This is a genomic window from Brevibacillus sp. HB1.1 (assembly GCF_013332445.1).
Taxonomy (GTDB): Bacteria; Bacillota; Bacilli; order Brevibacillales; family Brevibacillaceae; genus Brevibacillus; species Brevibacillus porteri.
In genome coordinates this window covers 249305-274788 of sequence record NZ_JABMIV010000003.1, presented here as the reverse complement: position 1 = coordinate 274788, position 25484 = coordinate 249305, and the positions used below count along the sequence as shown (strand labels likewise).

At 45.7% G+C, this 25484-nt stretch carries 21 protein-coding genes; 8 read left to right on the top strand and 13 right to left on the bottom strand.

From position 1 onward, the window contains the following. Positions 1 to 177: 177 nt before the first annotated feature. A complete protein-coding gene (locus HPY27_RS11120) occupies positions 178 to 627 on the top strand; it encodes a MarR family winged helix-turn-helix transcriptional regulator (protein WP_026043190.1) in 450 nt (149 codons plus the stop codon). After that, complete coding sequence (locus HPY27_RS11115) at positions 615 to 2261, top strand: DHA2 family efflux MFS transporter permease subunit (protein ID WP_174225008.1); 1647 nt, start codon at positions 615 to 617, stop codon at positions 2259 to 2261. Before HPY27_RS11120 ends, HPY27_RS11115 begins: the two co-directional genes overlap by 13 nt. A gap of 122 nt (positions 2262 to 2383) precedes the next feature. Here HPY27_RS11115 and HPY27_RS11110 read toward each other — a convergent pair whose 3' ends face one another. Beyond that, positions 2384 to 4156: a DNA cytosine methyltransferase gene (locus tag HPY27_RS11110; RefSeq protein ID WP_174225007.1), complete on the bottom strand. Its 1773-nt coding sequence runs from the start codon at positions 4154 to 4156 to the stop codon at positions 2384 to 2386. 263 nt (positions 4157 to 4419) lie between these two features. After that, a complete protein-coding gene (locus HPY27_RS11105; RefSeq protein WP_174225006.1) occupies positions 4420 to 5175 on the bottom strand; it encodes a metallophosphoesterase family protein in 756 nt (251 codons plus the stop codon). Between the two features lie 264 nt (positions 5176 to 5439). On the opposite strand from HPY27_RS11105, the gene HPY27_RS11100 reads away from it, so the two are divergent. Both HPY27_RS11100 and HPY27_RS11095 read left to right on the top strand, forming a co-directional pair. Then, positions 5440 to 5997, top strand: a complete 558-nt coding sequence (locus tag HPY27_RS11100; protein ID WP_174225005.1) for an RNA polymerase sigma factor — start codon at positions 5440 to 5442, stop codon at positions 5995 to 5997. Further along, positions 5994 to 7730: a DUF4179 domain-containing protein gene (locus HPY27_RS11095; RefSeq protein ID WP_174225004.1), complete on the top strand. Its 1737-nt coding sequence runs from the start codon at positions 5994 to 5996 to the stop codon at positions 7728 to 7730. The genes HPY27_RS11100 and HPY27_RS11095 overlap by 4 nt, the downstream gene beginning before the upstream one ends. 55 nt (positions 7731 to 7785) lie before the next feature. On the opposite strand, the gene HPY27_RS11090 is transcribed toward HPY27_RS11095, so the two are convergent. The 8 genes from HPY27_RS11090 to HPY27_RS11055 form a co-directional block, all read right to left on the bottom strand. After that, positions 7786 to 8319, bottom strand: coding sequence for a GNAT family N-acetyltransferase (locus tag HPY27_RS11090; protein WP_174225003.1), 534 nt, complete (start codon positions 8317 to 8319; stop codon positions 7786 to 7788). A 12-nt stretch (positions 8320 to 8331) separates the two neighbouring features. Further along, positions 8332 to 8949: a TetR/AcrR family transcriptional regulator gene (locus tag HPY27_RS11085; RefSeq protein WP_017249883.1), complete on the bottom strand. Its 618-nt coding sequence runs from the start codon at positions 8947 to 8949 to the stop codon at positions 8332 to 8334. 519 nt (positions 8950 to 9468) lie between these two features. After that, positions 9469 to 12633 (bottom strand): hybrid sensor histidine kinase/response regulator, encoded by a 3165-nt coding sequence (locus tag HPY27_RS11080; RefSeq protein ID WP_174225002.1) that lies wholly within the window; start codon positions 12631 to 12633, stop codon positions 9469 to 9471. Positions 12634 to 12692: 59 nt separating this feature from the next. Beyond that, positions 12693 to 13841, bottom strand: coding sequence for an ABC transporter permease (locus HPY27_RS11075; RefSeq protein WP_174225001.1), 1149 nt, complete (start codon positions 13839 to 13841; stop codon positions 12693 to 12695). Next, positions 13838 to 14968: an ABC transporter permease gene (locus tag HPY27_RS11070; protein ID WP_174225000.1), complete on the bottom strand. Its 1131-nt coding sequence runs from the start codon at positions 14966 to 14968 to the stop codon at positions 13838 to 13840. The genes HPY27_RS11075 and HPY27_RS11070 overlap by 4 nt, the downstream gene beginning before the upstream one ends. 15 nt (positions 14969 to 14983) lie before the next feature. Further along, complete coding sequence (locus tag HPY27_RS11065) at positions 14984 to 15922, bottom strand: ABC transporter ATP-binding protein (RefSeq protein ID WP_173622658.1); 939 nt, start codon at positions 15920 to 15922, stop codon at positions 14984 to 14986. 118 nt (positions 15923 to 16040) lie between these two features. Further along, positions 16041 to 17156 (bottom strand): sensor histidine kinase, encoded by a 1116-nt coding sequence (locus HPY27_RS11060; RefSeq protein ID WP_174224999.1) that lies wholly within the window; start codon positions 17154 to 17156, stop codon positions 16041 to 16043. A gap of 16 nt (positions 17157 to 17172) precedes the next feature. After that, positions 17173 to 17874 (bottom strand): response regulator transcription factor, encoded by a 702-nt coding sequence (locus HPY27_RS11055; protein ID WP_174224998.1) that lies wholly within the window; start codon positions 17872 to 17874, stop codon positions 17173 to 17175. A gap of 268 nt (positions 17875 to 18142) precedes the next feature. Between HPY27_RS11055 and HPY27_RS11050 the strand changes: the two genes are divergently transcribed. The 4 genes from HPY27_RS11050 (at position 18143) to HPY27_RS11035 (ending at position 21962) form a co-directional block, all read left to right on the top strand. Then, positions 18143 to 18928, top strand: coding sequence for a class I SAM-dependent methyltransferase (locus tag HPY27_RS11050; RefSeq protein WP_069847128.1), 786 nt, complete (start codon positions 18143 to 18145; stop codon positions 18926 to 18928). 145 nt (positions 18929 to 19073) lie between these two features. Beyond that, entirely contained in the window at positions 19074 to 19685 is a 612-nt protein-coding gene (locus HPY27_RS11045) for a TetR/AcrR family transcriptional regulator (RefSeq protein WP_174224997.1), read from the top strand. Positions 19686 to 19707: 22 nt separating this feature from the next. Next, positions 19708 to 21012 (top strand): MFS transporter, encoded by a 1305-nt coding sequence (locus tag HPY27_RS11040; RefSeq protein WP_174224996.1) that lies wholly within the window; start codon positions 19708 to 19710, stop codon positions 21010 to 21012. Between the two features lie 95 nt (positions 21013 to 21107). After that, on the top strand, positions 21108 to 21962 hold the full coding sequence (locus tag HPY27_RS11035) for a copper amine oxidase N-terminal domain-containing protein (RefSeq protein ID WP_174224995.1): 855 nt from the start codon (positions 21108 to 21110) through the stop codon (positions 21960 to 21962). 585 nt (positions 21963 to 22547) lie between these two features. Here HPY27_RS11035 and HPY27_RS11030 read toward each other — a convergent pair. From HPY27_RS11030 to HPY27_RS11020, 3 genes are all read right to left on the bottom strand, one after another. Then, on the bottom strand, positions 22548 to 23423 hold the full coding sequence (locus tag HPY27_RS11030; protein ID WP_017249869.1) for a radical SAM/SPASM domain-containing protein: 876 nt from the start codon (positions 23421 to 23423) through the stop codon (positions 22548 to 22550). 101 nt (positions 23424 to 23524) lie between these two features. Next, the gene (locus HPY27_RS11025; RefSeq protein WP_017249868.1) at positions 23525 to 24103 is read right to left on the bottom strand and encodes a GNAT family N-acetyltransferase; all 579 of its coding nucleotides are present in this window, start codon (positions 24101 to 24103) and stop codon (positions 23525 to 23527) included. Positions 24104 to 24247: 144 nt separating this feature from the next. After that, positions 24248 to 25462: a NupC/NupG family nucleoside CNT transporter gene (locus tag HPY27_RS11020; protein ID WP_174224994.1), complete on the bottom strand. Its 1215-nt coding sequence runs from the start codon at positions 25460 to 25462 to the stop codon at positions 24248 to 24250. Between the last annotated feature and the right edge of the window lie 22 nt (positions 25463 to 25484).

The following is a 25484-nucleotide window of genomic DNA, read 5'->3' as shown; positions in this document are numbered from 1 at the left end:
TAGTATATTTTCCCGATTGATGGCGAAATCACTCACATATTGACTAATGGAATTGGTCAAATTGGTAAAAGGTTGATTTTGACTTCCCTGCATGATTCGATGTATACTCGTAAATGTTTTAGGGGGTAAACATTTTATCACATATATAATTAAATAGTGAAAACAGGAGAGGGTACTATGCCAAGCCAAGTCAATTTTGAAGAGCTTTATATTCAACTCCAACGAAAAGTTTCGGCTGAGTCGCACAAGCGTCTGGACCCACTCGTGTCAGGATCACAAGCCATGCTTTTGCGAATTCTAGATATGAACGGTCCGCAGAAGGCATCTTCTATTGCAGAACGTATGAATATTACCCCCGGAGCCGTTACGAGTCTCGCTGATAAATTGATTGCTTGCGGCTATGCCACGAGAAATCGTGACAATACGGATCGCCGCGTCGTACAACTGGACATAACCGATCAAGGAAAAGAAATCCTACAGCAATACAAAGCTGTGGTGAGGAACACCATTGAACAGTTTTTTGCCGGCGTATCTGATGAAGACAAGCAACACTTAGTCCGCATCTATCGCCAGGTTCTGAAAAATATAGAGCAACAAAGAGAGGAGCATCAAGATTGCAACAGCTAACAGAGAAAAAGAAAGTGACGATTATGATCGCGATTATTACAGCTATGTTTTTCGCCGCGATCAACCAGACTATTATCGGAGTTGCCATGCCGCGTATTATTTCGAAGCTGGGTGGCATGGATTACTATTCGTGGGCGATTACGATTTATTTGCTGACCTCCACTGTCGCTTCTGTGCTGGTTGGGAAGCTCTCCGATATATATGGAAGAAAACCATTTATATTGACGGGTATCGGGTTGTTTAGTATCGGGGCCTTGTTGTCCGGGTTTTCTACCGACATTTTCCAATTAATTACGTATCGTGGCATTCAAGGAGCAGGTGCCGGGATCATCATGTCTACTGCCTTTACCGCTATGGGTGATCTGTATGAACCTCGCGAGCGCGCAAAGTGGGGCGGAATCATGAGTGCCGTCTTCGGCGTATCCAGTGTGCTTGGTCCTCTGATGGGTGGCTATATCGTCGACCATCTCGACTGGCACTGGGTGTTCTGGATCTTCTTGCCGATTGGCGTAATTGCCTTTTTGTTGATCATGATTCATTTCCCAAAAGTACCGAAGCAAGAAGGAGAGTCAGTCGACTACTTCGGCTCGCTGTTCTTGACGCTCACCATCGTCCCGATGCTGCTCGCCTTCTCATGGGCAGGAGATGGTCCGGGCAAATACGCTTGGGGCTCGTGGCAAATTATTGGTTTGTTTGCCACCACAATTGTTGCGTTGATCGTGTTTATTATGATTGAAATGAAAGTAAAAACGCCTGTACTTCCACTGGGCTTGTTCAAAAACAGTATTTTTACTGTCTCCAATCTGGTCGGATTCTTCCTCAATGCCGGGATGATGGGCGCGATCATTTATGTGCCGTTCTTTGTCCAAGGGGTCAAAGGCATCTCTCCGACGATGGCCGGTTATGTGGCGATGCCGATGTCTATCGCCATGCTCGCGACCTCCGCAATCGCCGGACAAATCATGACCAAGACAGGAAAATATAAAAAGATGGCGTTGGGTGGACTTCTCGTCATGACCTTGGGCATGGTGCTGATGTATTTCATGTCTCCAACCACACCGATTTACTTGCTCGTGATCTACATGGTCATTCTCGGATTGGGGATCGGGATTGCGATGCCGGTCTTCTCCTTGACCGTGCAAAATGCTGTCGCACCACAGCAATTGGGTGTCGCTACAGCAACGTCGCAGCTTTTCCGCAACCTCGGTGGGACCATTGGAATTGCTGTCATGGGAACCGTCATGAGTGCCAGCATGTCTGCGAAAATGACGCAACTGTCGGGAGCCATGGGTCAAGGGAACAATCCCGCAGCAGCCGATCCTGCTCTGGCAGAAAAGTTGGCGCTCTTTACGAATCCACAAAATTTGTTGGATCAGCCGAAAATTGAAGCCACGCTGGCTAGTCTGCCACCGGATTTGCAACCGCTGTTTACTCACATGCTGGATATGATCCGGGAAGCGATGAGCTATGGGATTACGACTACGTTTTTAACTGGAGCGATTGTAGCGGGAATCGCTGTCATCATCGCGCTGTTCCTGAAGGAAATTCCACTACGTAGTGGGAAGATGGGACAGAAGCCGAAAGGCGATCGTGATGAGAAGGACTTGCAGGTAGGTAGGAAAGGCGTAAGTTAAATAAAAGATATTAATTAACTTGGTTGGAAGGGATCTTCTTACTCTCTTCCAATCAAGTTAACTACTAGTGAAGTGATCTTGAAGTCTCTTGATTTTAATTAATTGAACAACTAATTCCTAAATTAGTTGTTCATAATTAATCGGTCCCATTTTGTCAATAAATAGTCCATAATTCCTTCTTCGTCCGCTATTCCTTTCATATTTATCAACTTAATAATGTCATTGTCATCAAAATATAAGATATATACAGGTTCACGCTTACCGAGTGCATCCTTACATCGTTTCTGTAAAGTTTCATGATTTTGAACTTGCCGACAGACCAGAATACCTAGATCACCAGCTAGATTTCCAACTCTACCAAGTAACTGATCTACTTCTGGATTATTAGGGTCTGAAGTATAATTTTTGCACTCTATCAAAATTTTCGGGCAAAAAACTTTGTATCGATCTACGATATGCGCAAAAAAGCCATTAATGGCTTGATTGTTAAAAACGATATCGACTCTTTTTCTCCCCTCATTCATTCGGACTTCTTTCTGTCCTCGTTTTAAGCTCTCCTTAAAAATATGATTAAGACATTGGAAAATGACTCTATGATACTCTTCAGCATTCTCCTTACCCGAAGGCAAAGACTTTAATCTATGAATAAGTACCTTCCCTTCATCCAAGAAATCATCAGGACTATTTTGAAAGTTGTTAAATTCATTAGCTTCTTGGTGAAAAGGGGTTACTTTGTCGCACTCAGTTTTATTCTCTCCACTACTCAAGTTTAGATTTAGTAAACTTTCATTCGGCGTAAATACAATGTCAGCATCATTCTTATCACTCGCACTAAGTACCTTCCCTTCATCCAGGGAGTCATCAGGACTAATTTGAGTTTTGTTAAATTCATTAGCTTCTTGATGAAAAGGGTTCACTTTGTCGCACTCAGTTTTACTACTTAAGTTTAGATTTAGTGAACTTTCATTCGTCGCAAAAACAGTTTCAACACCATTCCTATCACTCTCATTTTCACAATAAAGAACATTATAAATTTCTTTAGCAAGATAAAAAGCTAACTTAGGAGGAAATGAATTTTCAATTTGTTTGAACTTAGATGTTTTATCTCCTAAAAACATAAATTCCTTTGGAAATGACTGTAAAGCTGCTGCTTCTTGCCAAGAAATAGTATAAAGTTTATCAGACTTTTGATGATTATCATCAATATAGATGTGTGTGCCAGAAACTATAGAAGGAGCCAAGCCATCCAGATCAAGAGCTCTAGTTCCTCTCCATCTTTGCACACTATTCACATGAATGCTTTTTCGGTCATGTATATTCGTACGCTCTAAATCTTCAATTGCCTCCCGAACTGATAGTTGTTTATCATGCTTTGCAGGAAATTTGTATGCTCGTTTTAAATCAAACCTAGTCCCAATAAAAACAAGCCTTTCGCGACGTTGGGCTATACCGTAATCTTTTGCGTTAAGTACGCTATATGAAATATTATAACCATTGCTTTCGAAGGATGTTTTATACTCATTCAGGAATAATATATTTTCCCTTAGAAATTTTGGACCCTCAAGCAAAAAAGCCTTGGGTTTAATATGATTAATGATTTGTGCTAATATCCAATCAAGGTTATCATTTTTATTTTTTATCCCCTTAGATGCTATAGAGGAAAAGGATCTAATAATTATAGATCCAACGACTACATCTGATATCGGAATTTGTTCAATATCGATATCTCTTATGTCTGCATGAATAATATCAGCCGAGGACCAGTGTTTATGGGTATAACAACTATTTTTATCAATATCGATACCCCACGTAACATCAAATCCTGCTTCTTTAAATCCATAATCCATTCCACCTGCTCCGCAGAATAATGAAATCACTGTAGGATTCATCATCATGCTCCCTTCTTACCACACTTAGATATAGTAGCTAAGCCGCTGACTTTAGTCCTATTTTACAATAAACAGAGTTCTTCAACAATTTACTATAATTAAAAACAGTTTAGTATGATGTATATCTTTTCATTATTAATCTCATCCTTTGTAAAACACAGAAACTTTACAATAAAATAGTTTGTAAGAGAGTATGAGGTCTTTCTTCCCAACACTTTCTTTAAAACTAAAAAGTGACGTCAGATAATACGTCCGACGCCACTTCCTCATTACAGCTCCGCTCTTCCCATTCGGATCGCATGGGCATAGTCTCTGCGCCCGTTTTCCTCAGCTTTTCTAGCTGCCTGCTCGAAATCATAAGGAACCAATACGTGCTCGACCAGCCACGAGCCGCCTTGTTGTTTTACCGTGACGTACTTGGCATGGGGCGTCTTCGATTCCATCGAATGCGGGTACGGCGCTTCCTCAAAATACGCTGGAAGTCCCACGCTTCCCGGGTTTACCACGAGCTTGCCATCTGGCAGCCATACAGATTTGGGCACATGAGAGTGTCCGCAAAAAATGACCTGCTGCTGAATGCCAGTCAGCTCGATCATTAAGGCATTTGCGCTTTTGTCTTCTATCCCATATGGAGCGACATTCTCTAATAAGTACACATCATCGGCAAAAGGTGTGCCGTGGCAAAACAAGAGATCGTCAAACGTCCACTGCTTTTGGAATGACCCGATCCAGCTGAGCATTTCTTGTGTAAGCAGTGGCTTCACGTATTCGAAGGTGATGGACTCCATTTGCTCTTCCAGTAAATATCTGTCACAATTACCCATGATGTGGATGATCGTAGATCGCTCCATTAAGAGCTCTGCCGTTTTAATCGGATCAAGCGGTCCAAATAAAGTGTCGCCTAAATTCACAATGGTTTGAATACCGCGGGAATCAATATCGTGCAGCACTGCTTCCAATGCATAGGCGTTGCTGTGTATGTCGGAGATCACCGCGATGGAATGGTTGTTTTGGCTCAAGGTCATATACTCCTTTACGAAATTCGAAGCATCTGTGCTTATAGTATTACTGCAAAATTATGTAGATTTCCTGCTCCATTTAAGTGATGGCGGCATACGTGATAGATCAAGAGGATGCCCTTCTATCAAACGAAGAGAGGCATCCTCTTCCTATGCCATTTTTCAAATTTCATGAAAAAGTTTGAGAGGGGAGCACCCTCGTTTTCGTCTATAGTAGTGAACACCAAAAAGGAAAGCTGCGCAGCACCTTTTTGCAAGGAGGTAACAAACATGCAGGACGATCGAGAGGTCATTGCGGAGGTTCTTCAAGGAAATAAAGAGGCTTATGCTCTGATCGTCAATAAATACAAGGGAAAAATCGGTTCGATTCTTGGGCGCACGCTCCAGCATTCTCATGATGCCGAAGACATGGTGCAGGAGGTTTTTATCAAGGCGTACTACAGTCTGCCAGATTATAAACCCAACTACTCCTTTTCAGCCTGGCTGTATCGAATCGCGATCAACCGCGGGATTGACGAGCTGCGGAAACGAAAGCGGATGCCTTCCGTAACGGAGATGGATGTCGAGGTCAAAGACGAATGTCCGATCCCGGAGGAAGATTATCTGGAAAAAGAACAGCGTCATGCTTTGCGACAGCAGATGATGACACTGGACAAGAACCACAGGACGATTCTCGCTTTGCATTATCTCCAGCACCTAAGCTACCGAGAGATTGGCCACAAACTATCTTTGTCCGTAGATACTGTGAGAATGCGCCTTTCCTATGCCAGGAAAAAGCTGCGAGACCAGCTAAGTAAGCCGGAGAAAAAAGGGGGAACCCCGCTTTGAATTGCCTTACGCAAAGACAGCTGATCGCCTACATGGAAGATCGTTTATCACCAGTGAACAAACGAAATATCGAAAGTCATCTCGATCATTGCACACACTGCCAGCACCAACTGGAGCAATGGATCGATGAGCTGCACCAAACAGAAGAAACGATGTGGGAAAACTCCCTCTCACCAAATATGGATCAAAAGATTATTCAGATGCTCTCCCCTCATCCCGTGAGAGTATTGAACCCTGCAACCCCTTCACATCAACCACCCGCGTGGAAACAAAGGAGTATCACGATCATGAAAAGAATGACGCTTGCCGCCGCTGCATTAACCATCGTCGTCTCGGGAGGAATGCTCGTCTCCCCGACCTTTGCCAGTTATGTCCATGCTGCTTTTACGAACAGCCCGATTGGCAAGGCTGATCCTGTAGCACTTGTGAGCAATAGCTTCCTGCAAAAACTAGCGGACAAAGGAATTGCTCAAGCAGCCAAGAATGGATTCGCGCAGTCCGTTGAGGTAAGTACGACCGATCAAGGCCTCACTTTTACTGTGCATGAAGTGGTCGCTGACCCGCTGCGTATTAGCATAGCAGCTTCTTTAAAAGACAAGAACGGTAAGCCGACGGACGGTTTTTTGAGCCAAATGATCAGAAGAGATAAGAAGGAGCAAGTCATTACAATCAAAGACAAACAAGGGAACGTACTGAAGCCTGTTGAGTCATCTGCAAATGATGAAGATTGGCACAATGTTATGTATACAGATACCGGTACCATGTCCTTGAATCGTGAGCTGCGCAGCTACTTTGCTGATATCAGTGAAATTCCGGACGAGCTGATTGTAGAGTTCAACATTAAACAATTGGGCCACATCAAAGGAAACTGGAAGCTGTCCGTACCTGTTGACATGAAAAAGGCAAAGGCCGCGACGAAGACACATGAGATCAACAAAACATACACGACTCCGCAAGGGCTCAAGCTGGACGTAAAACAGATGACGTTTGCACCGAGTGGGATGGAAATGGTCGTAGATCGCTCGAATACGGATAACCAGCGAAAAGAATACAGCTACGAGCTAGTCAATGAAAAGGGCACAGTTGTCGCCGCTTGGGATTCCGATGCTGTCACCCGTAAAGCCAGCAAACAAAGCAATGTCATCCCGTATTTGAAATGGGATCATACCCGCTCTACTGAAAATGGAACAAGAGACTTCCACTACTTCCAACCAATCGACGAAAGCCAAAGCCTCACCTTCAAGCTCGGGTCTGTATATACAGAGGAAACAGCTAAGCTTAACGCGAAATTGGACACCGATCGCCTTGAGAAGAAAGAAGTCATCACAGCGGATGTCCAGGGAGATCAGTTTACTTTCAAAAAATATCAAAAGGATCCAAACGCGGTCGTTGATTTTGAAGGCTATGACGGGTATCACCGCGTAAATGACGATGGGTCTACCACCAAAGTGGAGGGCTACCACCTGACATTCGAGGCAACTCTCTCTCCAGATACTGCCGCTATGGGTCCATATCAATACTGGACCATTACAGACGAGACTGGGAAAAAGTACGAAGACGCCGACTACTTGATCGACAAGACTGAGTATGAAAATGGCCGGGCGATTTTTGGCGGTTCCATCTTCTTGAAAAACCTCACATCCCTGCCTAAACAACTGATCATTACTTCCGAGAAACGCATGGTTGAACACAAAAATGTGGAGTGGGAAGTACCGATTTACGACGGAAAATAAGAGACATCTTCATACGCAAAAGGCTGGTGGTACCCTTCGTACCGCCAGCCTTTTTTCAAGTGATATATTCCTGCTGCAAAATCCCCATATGGACGATATCATGCCATTTTCCCTCTCGAAACAAAAACTGCCGCGAGACCCCCTCCTGCTTGAATCCGAGTCTCTCATACAGCTTTATGGCTTTTTCGTTAAAGGAAAAGACACGCAACGATACCCGATGCAGATTCATTTCCAAGAATGCATAATCCAGCAGCAGCTTCATCGCTTCTCGTCCATACCCCTTTCCCCAATACTCCTTCTCCCCAATATCGATGATGCACTCCGCATTGCGGTTTTTCAGGTCGATTTGGATGAGAGAGGTAATCCCGATCGGTCGATTGGTTTGGCTGTCTAGGATCATATAGCTCTTCGAGGAGCTTGCATGCAGAATGACCTGGTTCACAAACCCGTTCGTATCTTCCCATGTATAGACGTCCATAGACGGATTCGTTGTCCGCATGACTTCTACGTCATTTCTCCACGTGTGGTAGACGTCCACGTCCTCCCCCGTCATTTTTCTCAAATAAATTCTCTCTGATTGAAACAACATTCATCCCCCTCCTTATTGAGTCGGTCCCAGCATCGCTCTCAATGAAAACAACAATGCTTCCATCTGCTCGGGCACCTTTGTTTTCTCTGCGCCCAAATGCGCGGTATCCAGCATCAATCCATCGATAACCGAGATGAGATAGCGAGCAATCGCCTCAGGTGGTAGCTGTGGCTTGAACTCACCTGTCGCTGTCCCATGCGCGAAGAAAGCCGTCAACACATCCACCATTTTTTCATAGCGAGTCGTGATGTATGGATAGCTCTGTTGCTTTTGCTGATCTTTCAGTGACAGGAAAAACTCTGAGTTGGCTTGGGATAGTGTTTGTTCGATTTTCTCGATCTCGACCTGCTGTTTGGAGACCCATTTGATGACTTGCTGCCAAGACGTTTCGCCAGCAATCGGTGTGAAAAACTGTACATCCTGTTGATCTTCGAATTGCAGCAGCTCCAAATATAAGTGCTCCAGGTTATCAAAGTAGGCGTACAAGGCTCCCCGCGATACACCAGCCTCTTCCATGACGTCTTGCATGGTGGCCCGTGTATAGCCTTTTGTGATGAACACACGTTTTGCCGCTTGTAGCAGTTCGATTTTCTTTTTGGTTTTGTATTCGTCGCTTACTTTTGGGGCCATGGGGTTCGGGCCTACCTCCTTCGAACAAAATATACATAGATGTCGTTTTTGTTGGTGAGATCATTATAAACGACACTAATGTCGTTTTTCAACTCCTCATGATTTCTTTCAACGGGAATAGCCGCATGTCCAATCATTGGAAAAATCATGGCATATTCTGTGTTAGATTGTCATGAAAGGATGGGGCATTCTTGAAAAGAAAAAAGTCGAAGGGTCTCAAGAAAGTCTTTGGACGTTTGGTACAATATGGACCTTATCTGGAACGTCGTAGAGACCTAAGTAATCATCTGAGAGATGAATGTAATGAGTTGAATCCGAATAATCCGAGTGGGGCTTTTTGTTGTTACCATTGCAGTAGATGTGCCATATATGGTAATCGTTTTGGTGACTATGACTGCAATTATTGTAATTCCGCAGAATGTAGGGGCGGATGAACGGCGTTCCTAGGTATAGAAAACGCGAAAAAGCACCCTGCTTCACCAGTAACAGTGATCCAGGGTGCTAAAACAGCAACTCACTCTATTGCGTCCGATCCGGTATGACAAACGACACCGTTGTTCCTTCACCCGGCTTACTCGTGATGCGCAAGCCCTTCCCGTACATTTGCGTCAGTCTGCGATTCGTGTTGGATACTCCGATTCCGCCTCTTTCCTTCTTCGACAAGTCGAGAATTTGACGCACAGTCTCTTTCTCCATCCCAATACCGTCATCCTTCACCTCAAAAAGAGTGGCATTCTTTTGCCGGACGATGCGGATATGAAGAGTTCCTCCCTCTATTCGGGTAAGAAGACCATGGTTAATTGCATTCTCCACCAAAGGCTGAATGGTCAGTGGCGGGATGAGAAGATCGATATCTGGCTCAATTTCCCACACGATCTGTAACCGCTCGCCAAATCGTTCCTTTTCAATGTAAAGATACGCTTGGACGAGCTCTAGCTCATGGGAGAGTGTGACTTGTTTTCCTGTATTCAAAAAGTCGAAGCTGATGTGCAAGAAGGCGGTAAACGCATCCCCGAGTTTACGCATCTTCTCCGTATCAATGTCACTCAATGCCATAATCGAGCTAAGTGTGTTGAACAAGAAATGCGGGTGAATCTGCGCCTGCAAGTAGGCAGCCTCCATGCGCAATCGTTCATCGACTGTTTGCTTGAGCGTCGTCAACGACCAGACGCGATATTTCAGCTCCATGCCATCGACTGGTTTGCATACATAGTCATTCGCACCAGACAAATACCCGGTGTATACATCTTCAGACTGGCTGCGCGCCGTTAAGAGCAAGATCGGAAGCTCGGAAACAGAGAAATGCTCCCGTACCTTTTGCGTCAGCTCGTAGCCCGACATATGCGGCATCATGACATCGATGATAAGCAAGTCCCACTGCTCTGTAAAAAGCAGATCGAGCGCGTCTCTTGGCGATGTGCACGTAGTGATTTGGTAATGCGAGGATGAGAGCATTCGATCCAGCACCCTTAGGTTAACCGGGTCGTCATCGATCGCTAATATGTTCGCCTTTCGGTCAACAGATGCATGCGCAGCCGTTTGCTGAAAAGCCAAGATATCTGGGGCTTCACTATGCCTCATCTGGTTGCTAGCCGTCACTTGATTGTTCTTATCCATCTGCTCCACATATTGGCTCTCTGCTGCCTTCATCTCATCTGTACTAACCACGGGCAGCCAGAAGCTAAATACCGAACCTTTGCCCGGTTCAGAGTCGACTCTCAGCTCGCTATCATGCAGATCTACCAGCTGTGTACAAATAGCAAGACCGAGGCCGATTCCTCCCCCATCGTTCGTTGCTTGCGCTCCCTGCTCATACGGCAAAAATATACGTGCCTTGGTCTGCTCATCCATCCCGATTCCTGTATCGGATACATAGATCGCCACCTGTCCGTCCACGATCTCAGCAGAAACGACGACAGATCCTTCTTCTGTGAATTTCAGTGCATTGTGAACAAGATTGAACAGAATCTGGACTAGCCGCTTCTCATCTGCCAAGATTGCCGGGATAGACTCTGGTATGTCCATTTTCAGTTGAACAGGCTTGCCTTCTACCAGGTAGGTGAGCATGCTGATGATGCCAGAAACAACCGATTGAATATGCAACGGCTTCTTCTGCAACACGATATGCTTGTCCTGCAACCGTACGACATCTAGCAAATCGTCCAGTAAATGCGACATTCTGCGGCTGATCGTGATTAAGAGCTCCATATCCTGCGTGCTGCGACCGCCCATGACATGCCTTTCATTGTTCACGACAGTCTGGGCGATATTCATGATGCCGTGCAATGGCGTTCTCAGTTCGTGAGAGGTATGGGCGAGAAACTGGTCTTTGAGCTTGTCGGCTTCTTTCAATTGCTCCGTTAGCTGTGCCTTTTCCGCTGAATTGCGAAAGAATCGCTTGAACCAATAGGCAGAAAAGCTGACAAGCGCAGCAATCAGGTCGAGCGGATAATACACGTACTTGATATCGATGATTTTATATTCCATGAGTGCGGACCATATAACATTGGAAAAAATACTCATAGCAGCGATTAGCAAAAATACAACATCATGCTTGTTTTGCATGAGCATGCGGCTGATCCTGAATACAATTAGCAACAACGGGCCGAAATAAAGAATAACCAAAAATGGCGTTCCAGCTAAAATATACACCCATTGTGCCGTTCCCAGTATGATAACTGCCGAATAAAGACTGAACACGGAAAGATATGCCCTGAACGGCTTGACGTTTTCTTTCTCTCCCTGTTCAGATAGACTTCTGACCAATAATATCATCAGTAAAGGCTGCCATATGTAGGCGAGCACTTCTACCTTGAGCGCCCATGTATAATCGATCGGGAGCCAAAGTAACAGCAGATTGTCATAATCGGACACAGTCTTTATCCCCACGCAGGAAAGCAACAGCCAAATCACCAGAAACTCTTTGTGACGGGCATTCAATATGTACAGGATGCCTGCATACAAGCCATGTAGCAACAAGATGAGGAAGATTGTCATCTGGAAGCCGATAGAATACCAACGTTCGGTGTCAACAGCGGCCTGCGACCCGAAGTAAATCGATCTGACGATGCCCCCTTCGATTGGATTATGAAAGTTGGCCGTTCGGACGAGCACTTCAATGACCTTTGCATCACCTGCAATGTACGTAGCCGTGGAGGATTGCTTCCGCGGAATGTAATCTTCCGCTGTTGTCGCAGGCACTCCGACTCTGGCTAATATCTGTCCGTTAACCTCTATGGTGGAAGATGCGTCCACTTGCGGAACCCATAAGGTGTATGGCTGATTTAGGGGTTGATCGACCAAGATACGTAAACGGTATGTTCCATAACCATACGATGATGGAGAGTCCCTAGAAAAAGCGCTGCTCCAATTGCCAGGCACTTGAACGTATTGTCGTTCGTCATTCGATGATTGCTTGAGATCTTCATGCGTGATCAAAGATTCAGGGAAAAACTCCCATTCCCCATCCAGTGAAATGGACGGGGAATTTTCAAAGTCCCACCCGCGCATATCAAGAACGCCTTGAACCACAGGCGGATGCTCTGGAAACGCATGAAACGAAAACCAGAACGTTCGAAGACCTAGAAGAAATGCTAAAAACAAGAGAAGAATCACAAGATGCTTACTTATGAGTGCATTTGAATGACTCCGTTTACGGATACTTTGCTTTATCATAGTAAGCATCTTTCGACACGCTTCGAATTATCCCTTGTCAAATTACAGTTCACCTAGTCCTATTTTTCTCACACAAACTGTCTGCTATCGTTATTCCGCCCAAACCGATAGATGGCGATCAAGGCAAAAACCGTAGCGAATGCGAGCAAAATAGCTATGTTCAAATACAAGCTCCCCAGACTGTACCCTTGTTGAAGCTTATTCACCGTATCGAGCAACCAATGCTGGGGCAAGAATGTTGAAATTTTGCGCACGGTGTCCGGCATGATTTCCATGGGAAAGAAGCAGCCAGCCAGGAGGCACGTCGGTACAATGATCAAGTTAGAAATCGCTCCGGCACCTGCTCTACTCTTCGCAAAGGCAACGGTCATCAGAGAAAGTGCGATTGCCCCCAGCGCGAACACGAACAGCGGCAGAATCATTTGACTGTACGAGACGCCTGCATCTATGCCGAAGACGTTTTTCATGACGAGCAAGGTCACAATGATTTGCAGCAGCAAAATAAACATGCTGACGATAATATTCGAGAATACATAGGATCTAGCCGACATCGGCGAAGAAAGCAGTCGCAAAAAGGTGCGATTTTCTTTTTCTTTTAAAATGATCTCCGACATGTTCACCGCTGAAAACATCATAAACATAATGAGGAAACCAATCGATTGATTCGTCATACGCGTCACGTTCGAGGTGTCTGGAAGCTCTACGATATTGAGCTTGTAGCTTTGCTCGTGGTATGCCGTATACAGCTTCGTGAACTTAGCCTCATCCGCTTGTGCCGCTTTTCCAATCGCGGCAAGATTGCCGATATAACTGTGCAGCATGGCCTTCACGTAGGCAGTAACCTGTTCACCTTTTACTGATACCATATTCAAGTGTGCTGGCGCCCCTTTTCGAACACTAGCAGCATACCCTGACTCGAAAACAATTCCGCTATCCAGCTCACCAGAAACAATTTGTTCACGCATCGTTTGTTCATCGATGACTGTGACCTTGATATGATTCAATCTCTCGATAAACCGGATCGTGTCCTTCGTGATCACCTGGTCCCCATCCTGATTGATGATTCCGACATGGATCGTACCGCTGCCTCCATTGCTGTAAAGAGTAAGAGATAACAGAACACCTAAGATCGGCAAACCCAAGTAAGTAAACCAGCTTTTTTTACTGCGAAACGTCTCCATCAGGGTTTTCCGAATTAGCCATAGCATCTCACTCATACAAAAGCACCCTCCCGTCTGCGCATCGTGATAACAGAAAAGATGATGAACGCCGTGGCAATGCTCACATTCATCGCAATCGCAAACCATGCGCCTCTCGGATTGTCTGTGTAGATGATTTGCATCAGACCTGTATTCGCCCAGTGAAGGGGAGAGACTTTGGACAAGAGGCTGAATAGACCAGCTGATTGATCAACGGGAAAATAGGCACCGCCTACAAAGGAGGCGACTTGCGTAAAAATATTGTTGATTGCCCGTACTCCTTCCCCTTTGAAAAGAAAGCCAATCCCCAGACCCAAGCTGACTGCAAGCAACACCTCTGTCAAAAGTACGAGGATAACCATTCCGTAGTGGTTACCCCAATCTGCTTGGAACACGAACTTGCTGACTAAGAACACGACGAGTACGAAAAACATATTGACGAACGTACTGCCGATTATTTTTCCGGTAAAAATGGCACCTTTGCTGACAGGTGCTGCCATTAATCGTGTGGACGTTTTGTTCGTACGCTCCTTGGTGAACAAATAACTCGCAGAAAACATCGAGTAGAGCGCAATCATGGTCGTCATCGCAATCGCGTAATAGTCGATTGCCCCCGGTTTTTTATTTGCATGCAAGGCCGTTTCATGAATAAAATCATCACGCTGTCCGGTACCCTTGACGATTGCCGAAGCAGATTCGGGATCTATCTGATAAGCTGCAGATGCGAGCGAGTACCGATCTGCAAAAACGGTTAGCATCCCCGCAAGGATATTGCTTCCTATCGCATTCTTGCTGCTTCCATAAAACTCAATCCCCGTATCACTGACGACTGCATACCCCGTATAGCGATCCGCGCGAACTTCCTCCTGCCCGTCCATGCCTGAACTTACTGGAGCGGCCTCCACTCCTTTATCACGCAATGCTTTTATAAACGTGTTCCATGCCGTAGACATTTGCGCATTCGTCCCGTTGCTTTTATACAGCAAGCGCATGTCTCCTACGGTCCTCGTATCATCGAATGCATTGGAAAGGGCGGAACCTAAAATCAGCATCAAGATGATGGGAAGTGCTAGCATAAACATAAACGTTCTCTTTTCACGAAGGCTGGACTTGATTTCTTTTACAGCGATACTCCATATGTTCATGGCAAAGCCCCTCCTCTAGTCTCGCAAGTTTCGACCGGTTAAGGTCAAGAACACAGTCTCCAGATTCGGCGCTTGCTCTTCAATGGAGCGGATTTCTACCTGGTCCTTGATTAATTGTTGAATGATCCGGTTCAGGTTGTTGATCTCCGTTTTCGATACGATTTTGATCGTATTCTCTTCTTGAAGCACTGCATTCACACCAGGAATCGCCTTAATACCTTCAAGGTTTAACGGTTCATCTGCCCGGACGCCAATCCAAATTTCCTTCGCGTCGGTAATAATCGCTTTTAGCTCCTCCTTCGATCCTTCCGCGATGACTTTTCCATGATCAACGATGGCAATACGGGTGCAGATTTCTTCGACTTCCTCCATGTAATGGCTCGTATAAATGATCGTGCAGCCCATGTCGTTGAGCTTGCGTACCGAATTCAAGATATAATTGCGCGAATGAGGGTCAATCCCGACAGTAGGTTCGTCCATGATGATCAGCTTCGGCCGATGGGCAATGGCGCAAGCAATGTTTAATCGACGCTTCATCCCGCCAGAGAAGTTTTTGGGAAAGCTAGTAGATTTGTCACCGAGACCTACGAATTCAAGCGCCTCTTCCGTCCGTTCGCGAAGCAGTGATCCACGCAGTCCGTACAAGCCAGCAAAAAACCTCACGTTTTCATAGGCAGTCATATCCTCGTAGATGGCGATATCTTGTGGTACGATACCGATGTTCATTTTGGCGAATTTGCTGTGTTTCTCAATGTTTTTTCCCAGCAGGGTAATCTCACCCTTTGTTACGCGCAACAGGGAGGCGATCATGTTGATGGTCGTGCTCTTTCCCGCTCCGTTGGCCCCCAAGAAACCAAAGATTTCTCCTTCACGCACATTCAGAGACATATTGTCGACGGCGACGAACTCACCGAATTTTTTCGTTAGCTGACGAATTTCCAATACATGACTCACATCACTCACTCCCTTCGTGGCTATGTCTGCATTGTAATAAAAAAGGATGCCCCTATGTCAGTGCATAAGTTCATCCCTTGGCACATGAGAATTCTCATGTTGTTTCTCATGATCTTTTTCATTCGTTGCGATAAGGCAGCAGTGTGGTCACGCTAAAGCCTCGCGTACCGTCTACAATCACTGTTCCACCAGCGGAAGCAGCTCTCTCCTCCATCCCGAGAATGCCAAGCCCTTTTACAATCTTTTCTGCGCCGGCGCCATTGTCTGTGACCACTGCTTTTATGAATGTATTCAGCACCCGTACCTCTAGGGAAATCACTGTCGCCTTCGCATATTTGAGTGCATTCGTGACCGCTTCCGTTGCATTTTGCTGGATGATTTTCCACTGAAGCGGTGTAATGACGTCAATGTCCCCGGCAAAAGTAAGCGTGGCTGTCACTGTCTCTCTGGCAGACAGCTCATCGACAAACGACCGGAGTCGATTGATTCCCAGCTCCTCCGGCCGTGGCTTTACTTCCTTGAGTGTCACTCTGATTCGCTCCAGCCCTTCCTTCGATATCGTGATCGCATTGCGGAGCAGCTCGGATGCCTTGTCCTGATCAGTCGCCATCAGCAGTCGCGACGCTTCCATTTGTATCAGCGCACCTGCAACTGCATGTCCCACATCGTCGTGAATTTGTTGAGAAAGGCGATTGCGCTCCTCCAGTTGAATCGTGTAAGTCGACTGGCGGAAGTATTCACTGCTTTCGTTTAAGGAGCGGGTCAAGCTTTGTAAATCCTCTCTCAGCTTTTCCCGTTCAGCTTCTAACCTGCCGAGCTTGTCCGTTAGCCTGCTGCCACACCTATACAGCAAAAAGCTAAGAAAGGCCGTTAATAAATACAAGGGCACCCATTCAGATGGCACCATGAACAAAGGCAACAACATACAGAGAAATACGACCATCCGCTGCTTACCTGCCAAAAAAGCTAGCTCTAAAACGTTGATTGGCAACAGCAGCATAAACAACGGATCCAGCACAAGTCCACTCGCTATCACAAACATGATGGATAGCCAAACAAACCATTGCTTATGATTCATCTGTTTCAAAATGAGAATAGTAAGATTGATAGCCAGATACAACAAGTACACGAGAGTTTGCCACGGGTCAACTTCAGAAGTGGGATGAGCCAGAAAAGAAGTCACGATGATAAAACCAAGCACCGCTGTCTTATTCGCCATTGTCCATAACGCCATCGGTTGTGACCTCCTTTCAATCAGACATGTTCGTTTCGCCCGTCAAATAATAGATGGCAATCTGCGTACGATGTTCAAGTGCTGTTTTATTCAAGATGGAAGTAATGTAATTCGCAACTGTCCCCTCGGAAATATACAGCTTCTTCGCGATTTCTTTGTTCGATAGTCCCTTGGCGATCTGCTTCATGACATCGAGCTCCCGTTCCGTAAATAAGCTTTGATCGATTTTGCTTTCGGTAGGGTTGGCTGCTTTCGCTTTGGGAGGAGCGGTAGCGGACACGGTATCCGTAGCGTTCTTCCCTGTATTCAGGTTCATTTTGATCTTATCCAGGACGACATCCTGCAGCACATGATGGTTGTTATAGACACTCTTGATAGCATCTCGAATGCGGTTGGGATCATTGTTTTTCAATAAATAACCGCGTGCCCCCGCTTGAATGGCTTCGAGGACAAACTCGTCATCGTCGAATGTGGTCAAAATGAGCGGTTTGACCGTAGTCTCGGCAGTCAGCACACGAGTCGCTTCCACTCCATTCATGTTCGGCATCCGAACGTCCAAGAGCGCGACGTCTACCTCGTTCTGTTTGCAAAACGTCACCGCCTCGACCCCATCCTCCACACTCCCGACTACTTCAAACTCCTCGAAGCTCGTCAGGATGATTTTCATGCCTTCGCGTATAAACGAATTGTCGTCTGCGATCAACACTTTGATTTTCAAAGCAGCTTGCCTCCCGTCGAACAAACCCTCGACCGCATAAAGAGCGGACGCATCTATTTTTCCCAATATTACCACTGTCCCGCTTTGCTTCACAATTGTAGAATCTCGCCCCCAATTGTTTCAACTTTCAGGTCACACATGGAAAAATTAACACTTCGAAAAGATATAGACACGAATGAGCTGTGTCAGTATCATAAATTACCTGAGCCCTCATAACCAACATACCTGGGCCAATTTTTTGAATGGAATACTCTATGGAGGGGAATTTGTGGAAACAGCACAACTAAATAAAACGGCTTGGAACACTGGGGCATATCAAGCGTGGCTGAAGCGCTTTGGAACACCTGTTGAGGCAGCGGTCAAAATTAAAGAAGACCCCCAAAAGCGAATCGGTAAAGTATATGAGCACATGGGGGATATTCGCGGCAAAAAGATTATCAATTTACTCGGTTCAAATGGAAACAAAGCCGTTGCGCTTGCCTTGCTAGGTGCCGACGTGACCATCGCCGATTTCTCTTATGAGAATGAGCAGTACGCCAAAGAACTGGCTGCAGCTGCCGACGTTGACCTGACTTACATCGTTTCCGATGTATTGCAGCTCCCTCCAGATGCATTGTCTGGTGAGTATGATCTCGTTTTTATGGAATTCGGTATTCTTCATTACTTTTTGGACTTAACCGAATTATTCCAGGTGGTCAACTCGCTCCTGCGAAAAGGCGGCGTGCTCGTCCTCCAAGATTTCCATCCGGTATCCACAAAACTCATCTCCTCACGCGGAACGACTGCTACTATCCGCAAACATAAAGTAACAGGCGATTATTTCGACACCTCGCTTGAGGAAAAGGACATTGCTTTCTCCAAATTCCTTTCAAACGGGATGAATGACACTGAATCAAAAGTATTGTTACGCAATTGGACATTAGGGGAAATTGTAACGGCCATTGCAAGCAAAGGGCTGTGCCTAAAAACGCTGGAAGAGCTCCCGAACCTTTCCTCGGAAGTTTTTGACAAAGGAATCCCGAAAACCTTCACGATTATCGCCGAGAAATTATAACGAACGTTTGCCATCATCTTACTAAATTCCTACTACCGAACAGAGGAGACTTACCCTCCTCTTTTCTTTCAAGTGATTATAGACTGACGGTCAGTCATATGGTAATCTGTATCCAACCACTTACTGACAATCGAAGGAGGCGCCGATGAAAAGAATCGTAAAAGACCCCACAACACGGCGAGCAGAAATATTGGAAGCCGCCGGGGAGCTATTTCGAAATCAGGGTTATGTCCATACAACCGTGGATGCGATCATTCAAAAGGTGGGCGTAGCGAAAGGAACCTTTTATTACTACTTCAAATCGAAGGAAGAAATCCTCGAAGCATTTGTCCAGTCCATGGTCGATACACTTTGCGAAGAATATAAAAAAATCGCAGATGACTCTACCTTAAGTATCATGGAGAAGGTTCGCCAGATGCTGCGCAGTCAAAGCCAACCCATCGACAAGCAAGCCGAATGGATGGAAAGCTTGCATCGCCCTGAAAACAGAGAGCTTCACGAGCGTCTGAACATCGCCATTATCTTGAAAATTGCCCCTGTCCTTGCGCAAGTCATTGAACAAGGACATAAAGAAGGCGTCTTTCATGTGGAGAATGCCTTGGAGACCGTTCAGTTTCTCCTCGCTGGCTCACAATTTTTGTTGGAATCAGGCATTTTTCATTGGGAGCATGAGGAGCAGACAAAACGATTACAAGCCATGCAGGTGATTATTGAAAGGTCACTAGGAGCTGCGCCGGGGTCCTTCTCGTTTCTGTGATGGATGAAAAGGAGGAAAGACAATGATCGCTCATGATAAAGCCTTTCGCAGATTCCTGATCATTTGGTCAGGGCAGCTTTTATCAGCTATCGGAAGTGGACTTACCGCTTTTGCCTTGGGTGTCTTTGTTTTTCAACAGACCCAATCTACCACGAGCTATTCGTTCATCATTCTCTGTTCTTTTCTCCCCTCCTTCCTTTTACTTCCCTTTAGCGGGGTGCTGGCAGACAGGTTTGACCGCAAAAAAATGATGATCATTGGCGATATTGGTTCCATAACTGGTATCTTGTTCATCTTGCTTGTCATGCTGTCCGGGCATATGGAATTATGGCACATCTATTTGGGCGTCGGCATCAGCTCGCTCTCTGCCGCCATCCTAAACCCAGCCTTTAAAGCAGCCGTATCCGATCTGGTTTCGGAAGAGATGTACTCACAGGCTAGCGGGCTCATCCAGCTGGCAAGTTCCGCTCAATATCTTATTTCTCCACTGGTTGCTGGGTTTCTTCTCAGTGCTTTTGATATCCAGCTCGTCTTACTCATTGATATGATGACCTTCCTTCTAGCTGTCGGCGCCGTGCTGATGATTATGAACCACGATGCCACTCCCCAGAAACAGGAAAGACAAAGCTTTTTTCGCGAAATGTCTGAAGCCTTCCGCTATCTCCTTTCAAAGAAAGGGGTTTTCTCGTTAGTTTTGTTAATGTCCGTCGTGTGCTTTTACATCGGACTGATGCAATCGCTTTTTGGGCCTATGATGCTGACATTAACTGATTCCAAGACGCTCGGTATTGCTCTCTCTGCATCTGCATCGGGCATGCTCGTCAGTAGCCTTTTGATCGGACTCTTCGGTATGGGTAAGAGCAAGGTGATCATGCTGTCCTTCTCTCTCGTACTTGCTGGGTTGTTTTATGCCCTGATGGGTGTGTTCACCTCCGTTTGGCTGATTATGGTTTTTGGCTTCCTCTTTTTCATCACGCTTCCCTTTGTAAACACGAGCCTCGAGGTTCTCATCCGGACGAATGTCGAGAATGAACGGCAAGGCAGAGTATGGTCGATGATCACGGCTATTTCGCAAATCGGGTTCGTACTGGCATTTGGATCGGCAGGATTTTTGGCGGATCATGTATTCAATCCGTTGTTTGATGCAGATCAATTGCTTGGGCAAACGGTCGGGCACATCATCGGAACGGGGCCTGGCAGGGGGATTGGTTTTCTGTTTGTTCTCTCTGGCGTACTTGTGACGCTACTGGGAATCGTAATCGGGCGTGTGAGGAAGATACGGGATTTGGAAGGAATGACACTGAAAGGTAACCACTCGTACAAATAAAAATATTTTCTCAAAACCTATGCAACATATTCATATTTTCCTCCGTCTGGAATGTCGAGTTCATGAGACTTACACCTAGAAGGAGGAAGATTCAAATGAAAAAAGCGATATCTACTTCGTTGGTTGCTATTCTACTCGCAACAAGTGTACCTGCTGCTCTGGCTGCTGACCAGGAGAGCAAAGGAAATGGGAACGGCAAGCCCGAAGTAAAGGCAGAAGCAAAAGATAAATCAAAAGAAACTTCTGTCAAAGAATCTGATACCGATACCGACGATGAGGACTCAACCGAAGCTAGCACAGATACCAACATCAAAGACGTAAAATTGAAAAAACAGCTGATCGAGCTTCGCCAAGAGCTCAAGCATACGGCTGAAATCACGGAAGATCAAATAAAGGAATACGAGCAGCTGGTAGCTGAACTGGAAAAAACCACTGACAAACAGGGAGCTTTGGACGTACAGCTTGAGCTTCTTCAGCGCACGTACCAAAAAGGAGATCACACACCATTCAAAAAGCTTGGAGAACTCCTTGAGAATACTGGCTCGACAGAAGTGAAAGCATTCGTAGATGGAAAACAAGTACAAGCGGATGTGGCTCCGTATGTACAAGGTGGAAGAGCTTTGGTGCCTGTGCGTGCCATCAGCTCCGCATTGAAAGCGGAGGTTAACTGGAAGCCAGAAACTCGTACCGTCGAAATTACGCGTGGCGAAAAATCTATCACGCTGTACCTTGATAAAAAAGAAGCAACTGTAGACGGGAAATCCATTTCTTTGGACACTGCACCTGTACTGAAAAATGGACGTGTATTCCTGCCTCTGCGCTTCATCAGTGAACAACTGAACGCGGAAGTAAAATGGCAAGAAGAAGGCAAAATCGTCATCATTGACGACATTCAAGCCTCTAAAGAATCCGACCAAGATACAGACTCCAGCGATACATCTGCAAAGTAATACAGACTACAAGCCCTCACATAGCTGAGGGCTTTTTACCTTTCGTCTACCCTGGCTCATATGGCCTAGAAAAAAAGATAGTGGTTCTCATTAGCTCTCTTAGCTATGGGATCTGCTATCTTTTTTGCGTTTTACCATCACTTTTGCCCAAGACTTTGTGGGTGGATAGCGGCATTCGCCACTTTTCCGCGTCTGAAAACAAGCTTATTTCCCCTATAGTTCGTCCAGTCATGTCCAAGCGGCATTCATAAAATATTGTATGAACGCTAAGGAGGTGGATGTATGTCTTGTGGTTGTAATGATCGAGAAAAAAAACACGAGATTGAAAAAGATTGTGACACAGACATAGAAAGGGATTTCGATAGAGACGTGGACGAAGATTTTGACAGTGACCATGATCGTTGTGGCTGTGGTTGTCGCCGCCGTCGTCGTCGTCGTCGCTGCCGTTTTTGTTCCTTCTTCCGTCGCCGTCGTCGCCGCTGTCGTTTCTGTTTCTTCCGTTGTCGCCGTCACCGCCGTTGATAGTAGTGTCCTTCTAATAATGAAGAAACGTCCGAATCATTTGACTCGGACGTTTTGCTTTTGCTACGCTCCAAACCTCTGGCGGTACCCACATCTTCTGCATAATTCCTCGACAGCTTCCCTGCGAGAAAATCCTTCTACCAGAGCATTGGCCCGCTCGCCATCCACAATATCAGTGAAAGAGGTCTGATTGATATTCCCTAGATTAATAACCCCTTCTCCATCGAGACAGCAAGGCACAACTGTTCCATTCTCGAGAATCGCTGCCTGCGTGCGCAGACCATGGCAAAAGCCTTTTCCATCATCCTCAGGCGCTGTCAGACTCGGCCACTGGAATTCGTAATCTTGGTTCAAATAAACGCGGTCATCGATTTTCACCCCGCTGCCCGGCATTACTTTTTCTTCAATTCGATAGTCCAGCCCAAATTCTTTTTCAATCACTTCAAGCGTCTGGCGGTTTCTACTCTTTTGAATGTTCGTGGCGTTATCCTGCGTCAAGTTCCACAGACGGAAAGAAAAAATCACTTGATGCTCCTGAGCTTCCCGAACAAAGGAAAGAATCTCGCGCAAATACCCTTCGCGGTCGGTTGAGCCGATATGTCCGTCAAAGCTGTGAAGCGAGAAGTTCATTTGCCGGAGCGCAGGCTTGCCCAGCAATTTATGCCGATTTTTCGCGATCAGCGTACCATTTGTGGTGATATTGACCTTGAAGCCTTTCTCATGACTGATATCGAGCAGCTCATCAATTTTGGGATGGAGAAGCGGTTCCCCTTTGACGTGCAAATAAATGTAATCGGTGTGCGGTTTGATCTCATCCAGCCTTTTCGCAAAGTCTTCTACTTTAATAAAACTTTTACTGCGCTCTGTTGGCGGACAAAAGGTACAGGCGAGATTACAAACACTGGTGATTTCTATATAGACTTTCTTAAATGTTTTCAAGATGTTTTCCCCATTCCAGATGCCTATGATTGATCATACCCATCATAGTAACATAGGAGGGCTTTTACGGGTAACGGTGTATTCTGGTGAATGGGCAACATTCATCCCTTTCCTTTTTCATAGTCCTCTTTTAGCATTCCATAAATCTCTACATCCACGATTCCTTTTCCCGACCATAGCGTTGCTTGTCTGAGTGTTCCTTCTTTCATAAAGCCACTCTTCATCAATACTTTCTTGGAGTTCTCATTCGTAGGCATCACTTCTGCCTGTATTCGGTTGACGTTGACATCCCTGAACAAAAAGTGGAGCAATATGTTTACTGCTTCCGTCGCAATCCCTTTTCCCCAATGCGCTTCGGACAAGAAGTAGCCAATCGTCACCATGTTTACCTTTTGATGAAAGTCGAAAGCTTCCATAATGCCAAGCAAGTAATCGGGGTTATCATTGGCGAATATCCCCCATTTGATCCTCGATTTTTTCAAATAGTCTCTCTCAAAATGCCCGATCATGTTTTTCACTGTCGCTTTATTATGCTTGGGGATAATGCCGCAGTAGGCAAATACATGATCATTGCTGTAGATTTCAAATACTTCGTCCAAATGCTGCTCTTCGATTTTCTTCAAGGTGAAACGATCTGATTTTAAAATGGGAAACTGGTTAAAAAGTACATCAACGTTCATAATTTCAGCTCCATCTTTTGAGATTACCTAACTTCTTAATTTTTCCAACATAACTCTTTTTCCTCCTTATCCACCCCATAGAAAAAAGGTATGGAAGCATGCCTCCATACCTGCATCAAAAAGCGAGTAGTACTACTAATTCATCTAAATGAGCATCCCCGCAATCGCTGCGCTCAACAGATTCGCCAAGGTTGCCGCAACTACTGCACGTAAGCCCATCTCCGCAAGGTCTGATCTTCTTGACGGAGCAAAGCCGCCCAAGCCCCCAATGACCATAGCCAGCGCAGCCAAATTGGCAAAGCCGCAAAGGGCGAAGCTGATGATCACAACGCTTTTTTGCGACAAATTTGCGATCTCAGGTGCAAAAGCCGTGTACGCGACAAATTCGTTGAGGACAATCTTTTGCCCGATGAACGAACCAGCTTTTAGCGCTTCCTCCCATGGAACCCCGATCATAAAGGCAATCGGCGCGAACAGGTAGCCTAAAATATGCTCGAGCGTCAACGCTTCTATTCCCACTAACCCGCCAAGCCAGCCAATAATCGAGTTCAGCAAGAAAATCAACGAAATAAATGCGAGCAACAACGCACCGACACCAGCAGCTACTTTTAGCCCGTCTGAAGCTCCACGAGCTGCCGCGTCAATGACGTTTCTGGACTCCGTATCTTTCATTACTTCCACATGTTCCACTCTGTGTGGCTGTTCTGTCTCCGGCATCATCATTTTCGCAAGCAACAGACCACCCGGCGCTCCCATGAATGCTGCGGCTAGCAAATACTCAATCGGAACTCCAAGCATCGCATACCCACCGATAACCGAACCCGAAACGCACGCCAGTCCGCCTGTCATGACAGCAAACAGCTCGGACTTGGTCATTTTCTCAATATAAGGCCTTACGACAAGTGGCGCCTCAATCGGACCCAAGAAAATATTTGCAGAAGCTGACATGGATTCGGTCTCGCTCGTTTTGAGCACCCTAGACAAAAATCCACCGATGATTTTCGTCGCCCACTGCATGATTCCGAGATAATACAGAACCGAAATCAAGGAAGAGAAGAAGATAATGATTGGCAATACTTGCAGGGCAAACGTAAAGCCTGCGTTCTGTGCACCGAGTATCCCGCCAAACAAGAACTGAATTCCGGCATTCGTCGAATCAATCATGCTTTGAACAATCGACGCCAAGTACTCCAGAAGCTTTTTCCCAAAATCCCATTTCAGTACGATCAAAGCAAAAATAAACTGAATCGAAAACGCACCAATGACCGTTCTCGGATTGATCGCTCTCCGATTTTTCGAAAACGCAAAGGCTATTAAAAAAATTCCCAGGATGCCGAGAACTCCCCAAATGTATTGCATGAACGTATCCTTTCCTTATCGC

Coding starts and splice junctions, on each gene's coding strand:
- HPY27_RS11045 (WP_174224997.1), top strand. CDS start 19,074: ATGAAAAGAATCGTAAAAGACCCCACAACACGGCGAGCAGAAATATTG.
- HPY27_RS11025 (WP_017249868.1), bottom strand. CDS start 24,103: ATGAACGTTGATGTACTTTTTAACCAGTTTCCCATTTTAAAATCAGAT.
- HPY27_RS11060 (WP_174224999.1), bottom strand. CDS start 17,156: ATGGCGTTATGGACAATGGCGAATAAGACAGCGGTGCTTGGTTTTATC.
- HPY27_RS11080 (WP_174225002.1), bottom strand. CDS start 12,633: ATGCTTACTATGATAAAGCAAAGTATCCGTAAACGGAGTCATTCAAAT.
- HPY27_RS11110 (WP_174225007.1), bottom strand. CDS start 4,156: ATGATGATGAATCCTACAGTGATTTCATTATTCTGCGGAGCAGGTGGA.
- HPY27_RS11105 (WP_174225006.1), bottom strand. CDS start 5,175: ATGACCTTGAGCCAAAACAACCATTCCATCGCGGTGATCTCCGACATA.
- HPY27_RS11020 (WP_174224994.1), bottom strand. CDS start 25,462: ATGCAATACATTTGGGGAGTTCTCGGCATCCTGGGAATTTTTTTAATA.
- HPY27_RS11035 (WP_174224995.1), top strand. CDS start 21,108: ATGAAAAAAGCGATATCTACTTCGTTGGTTGCTATTCTACTCGCAACA.
- HPY27_RS11085 (WP_017249883.1), bottom strand. CDS start 8,949: ATGGCCCCAAAAGTAAGCGACGAATACAAAACCAAAAAGAAAATCGAA.
- HPY27_RS11040 (WP_174224996.1), top strand. CDS start 19,708: ATGATCGCTCATGATAAAGCCTTTCGCAGATTCCTGATCATTTGGTCA.
- HPY27_RS11090 (WP_174225003.1), bottom strand. CDS start 8,319: ATGTTGTTTCAATCAGAGAGAATTTATTTGAGAAAAATGACGGGGGAG.
- HPY27_RS11100 (WP_174225005.1), top strand. CDS start 5,440: ATGCAGGACGATCGAGAGGTCATTGCGGAGGTTCTTCAAGGAAATAAA.
- HPY27_RS11120 (WP_026043190.1), top strand. CDS start 178: ATGCCAAGCCAAGTCAATTTTGAAGAGCTTTATATTCAACTCCAACGA.
- HPY27_RS11075 (WP_174225001.1), bottom strand. CDS start 13,841: ATGAGTGAGATGCTATGGCTAATTCGGAAAACCCTGATGGAGACGTTT.
- HPY27_RS11070 (WP_174225000.1), bottom strand. CDS start 14,968: ATGAACATATGGAGTATCGCTGTAAAAGAAATCAAGTCCAGCCTTCGT.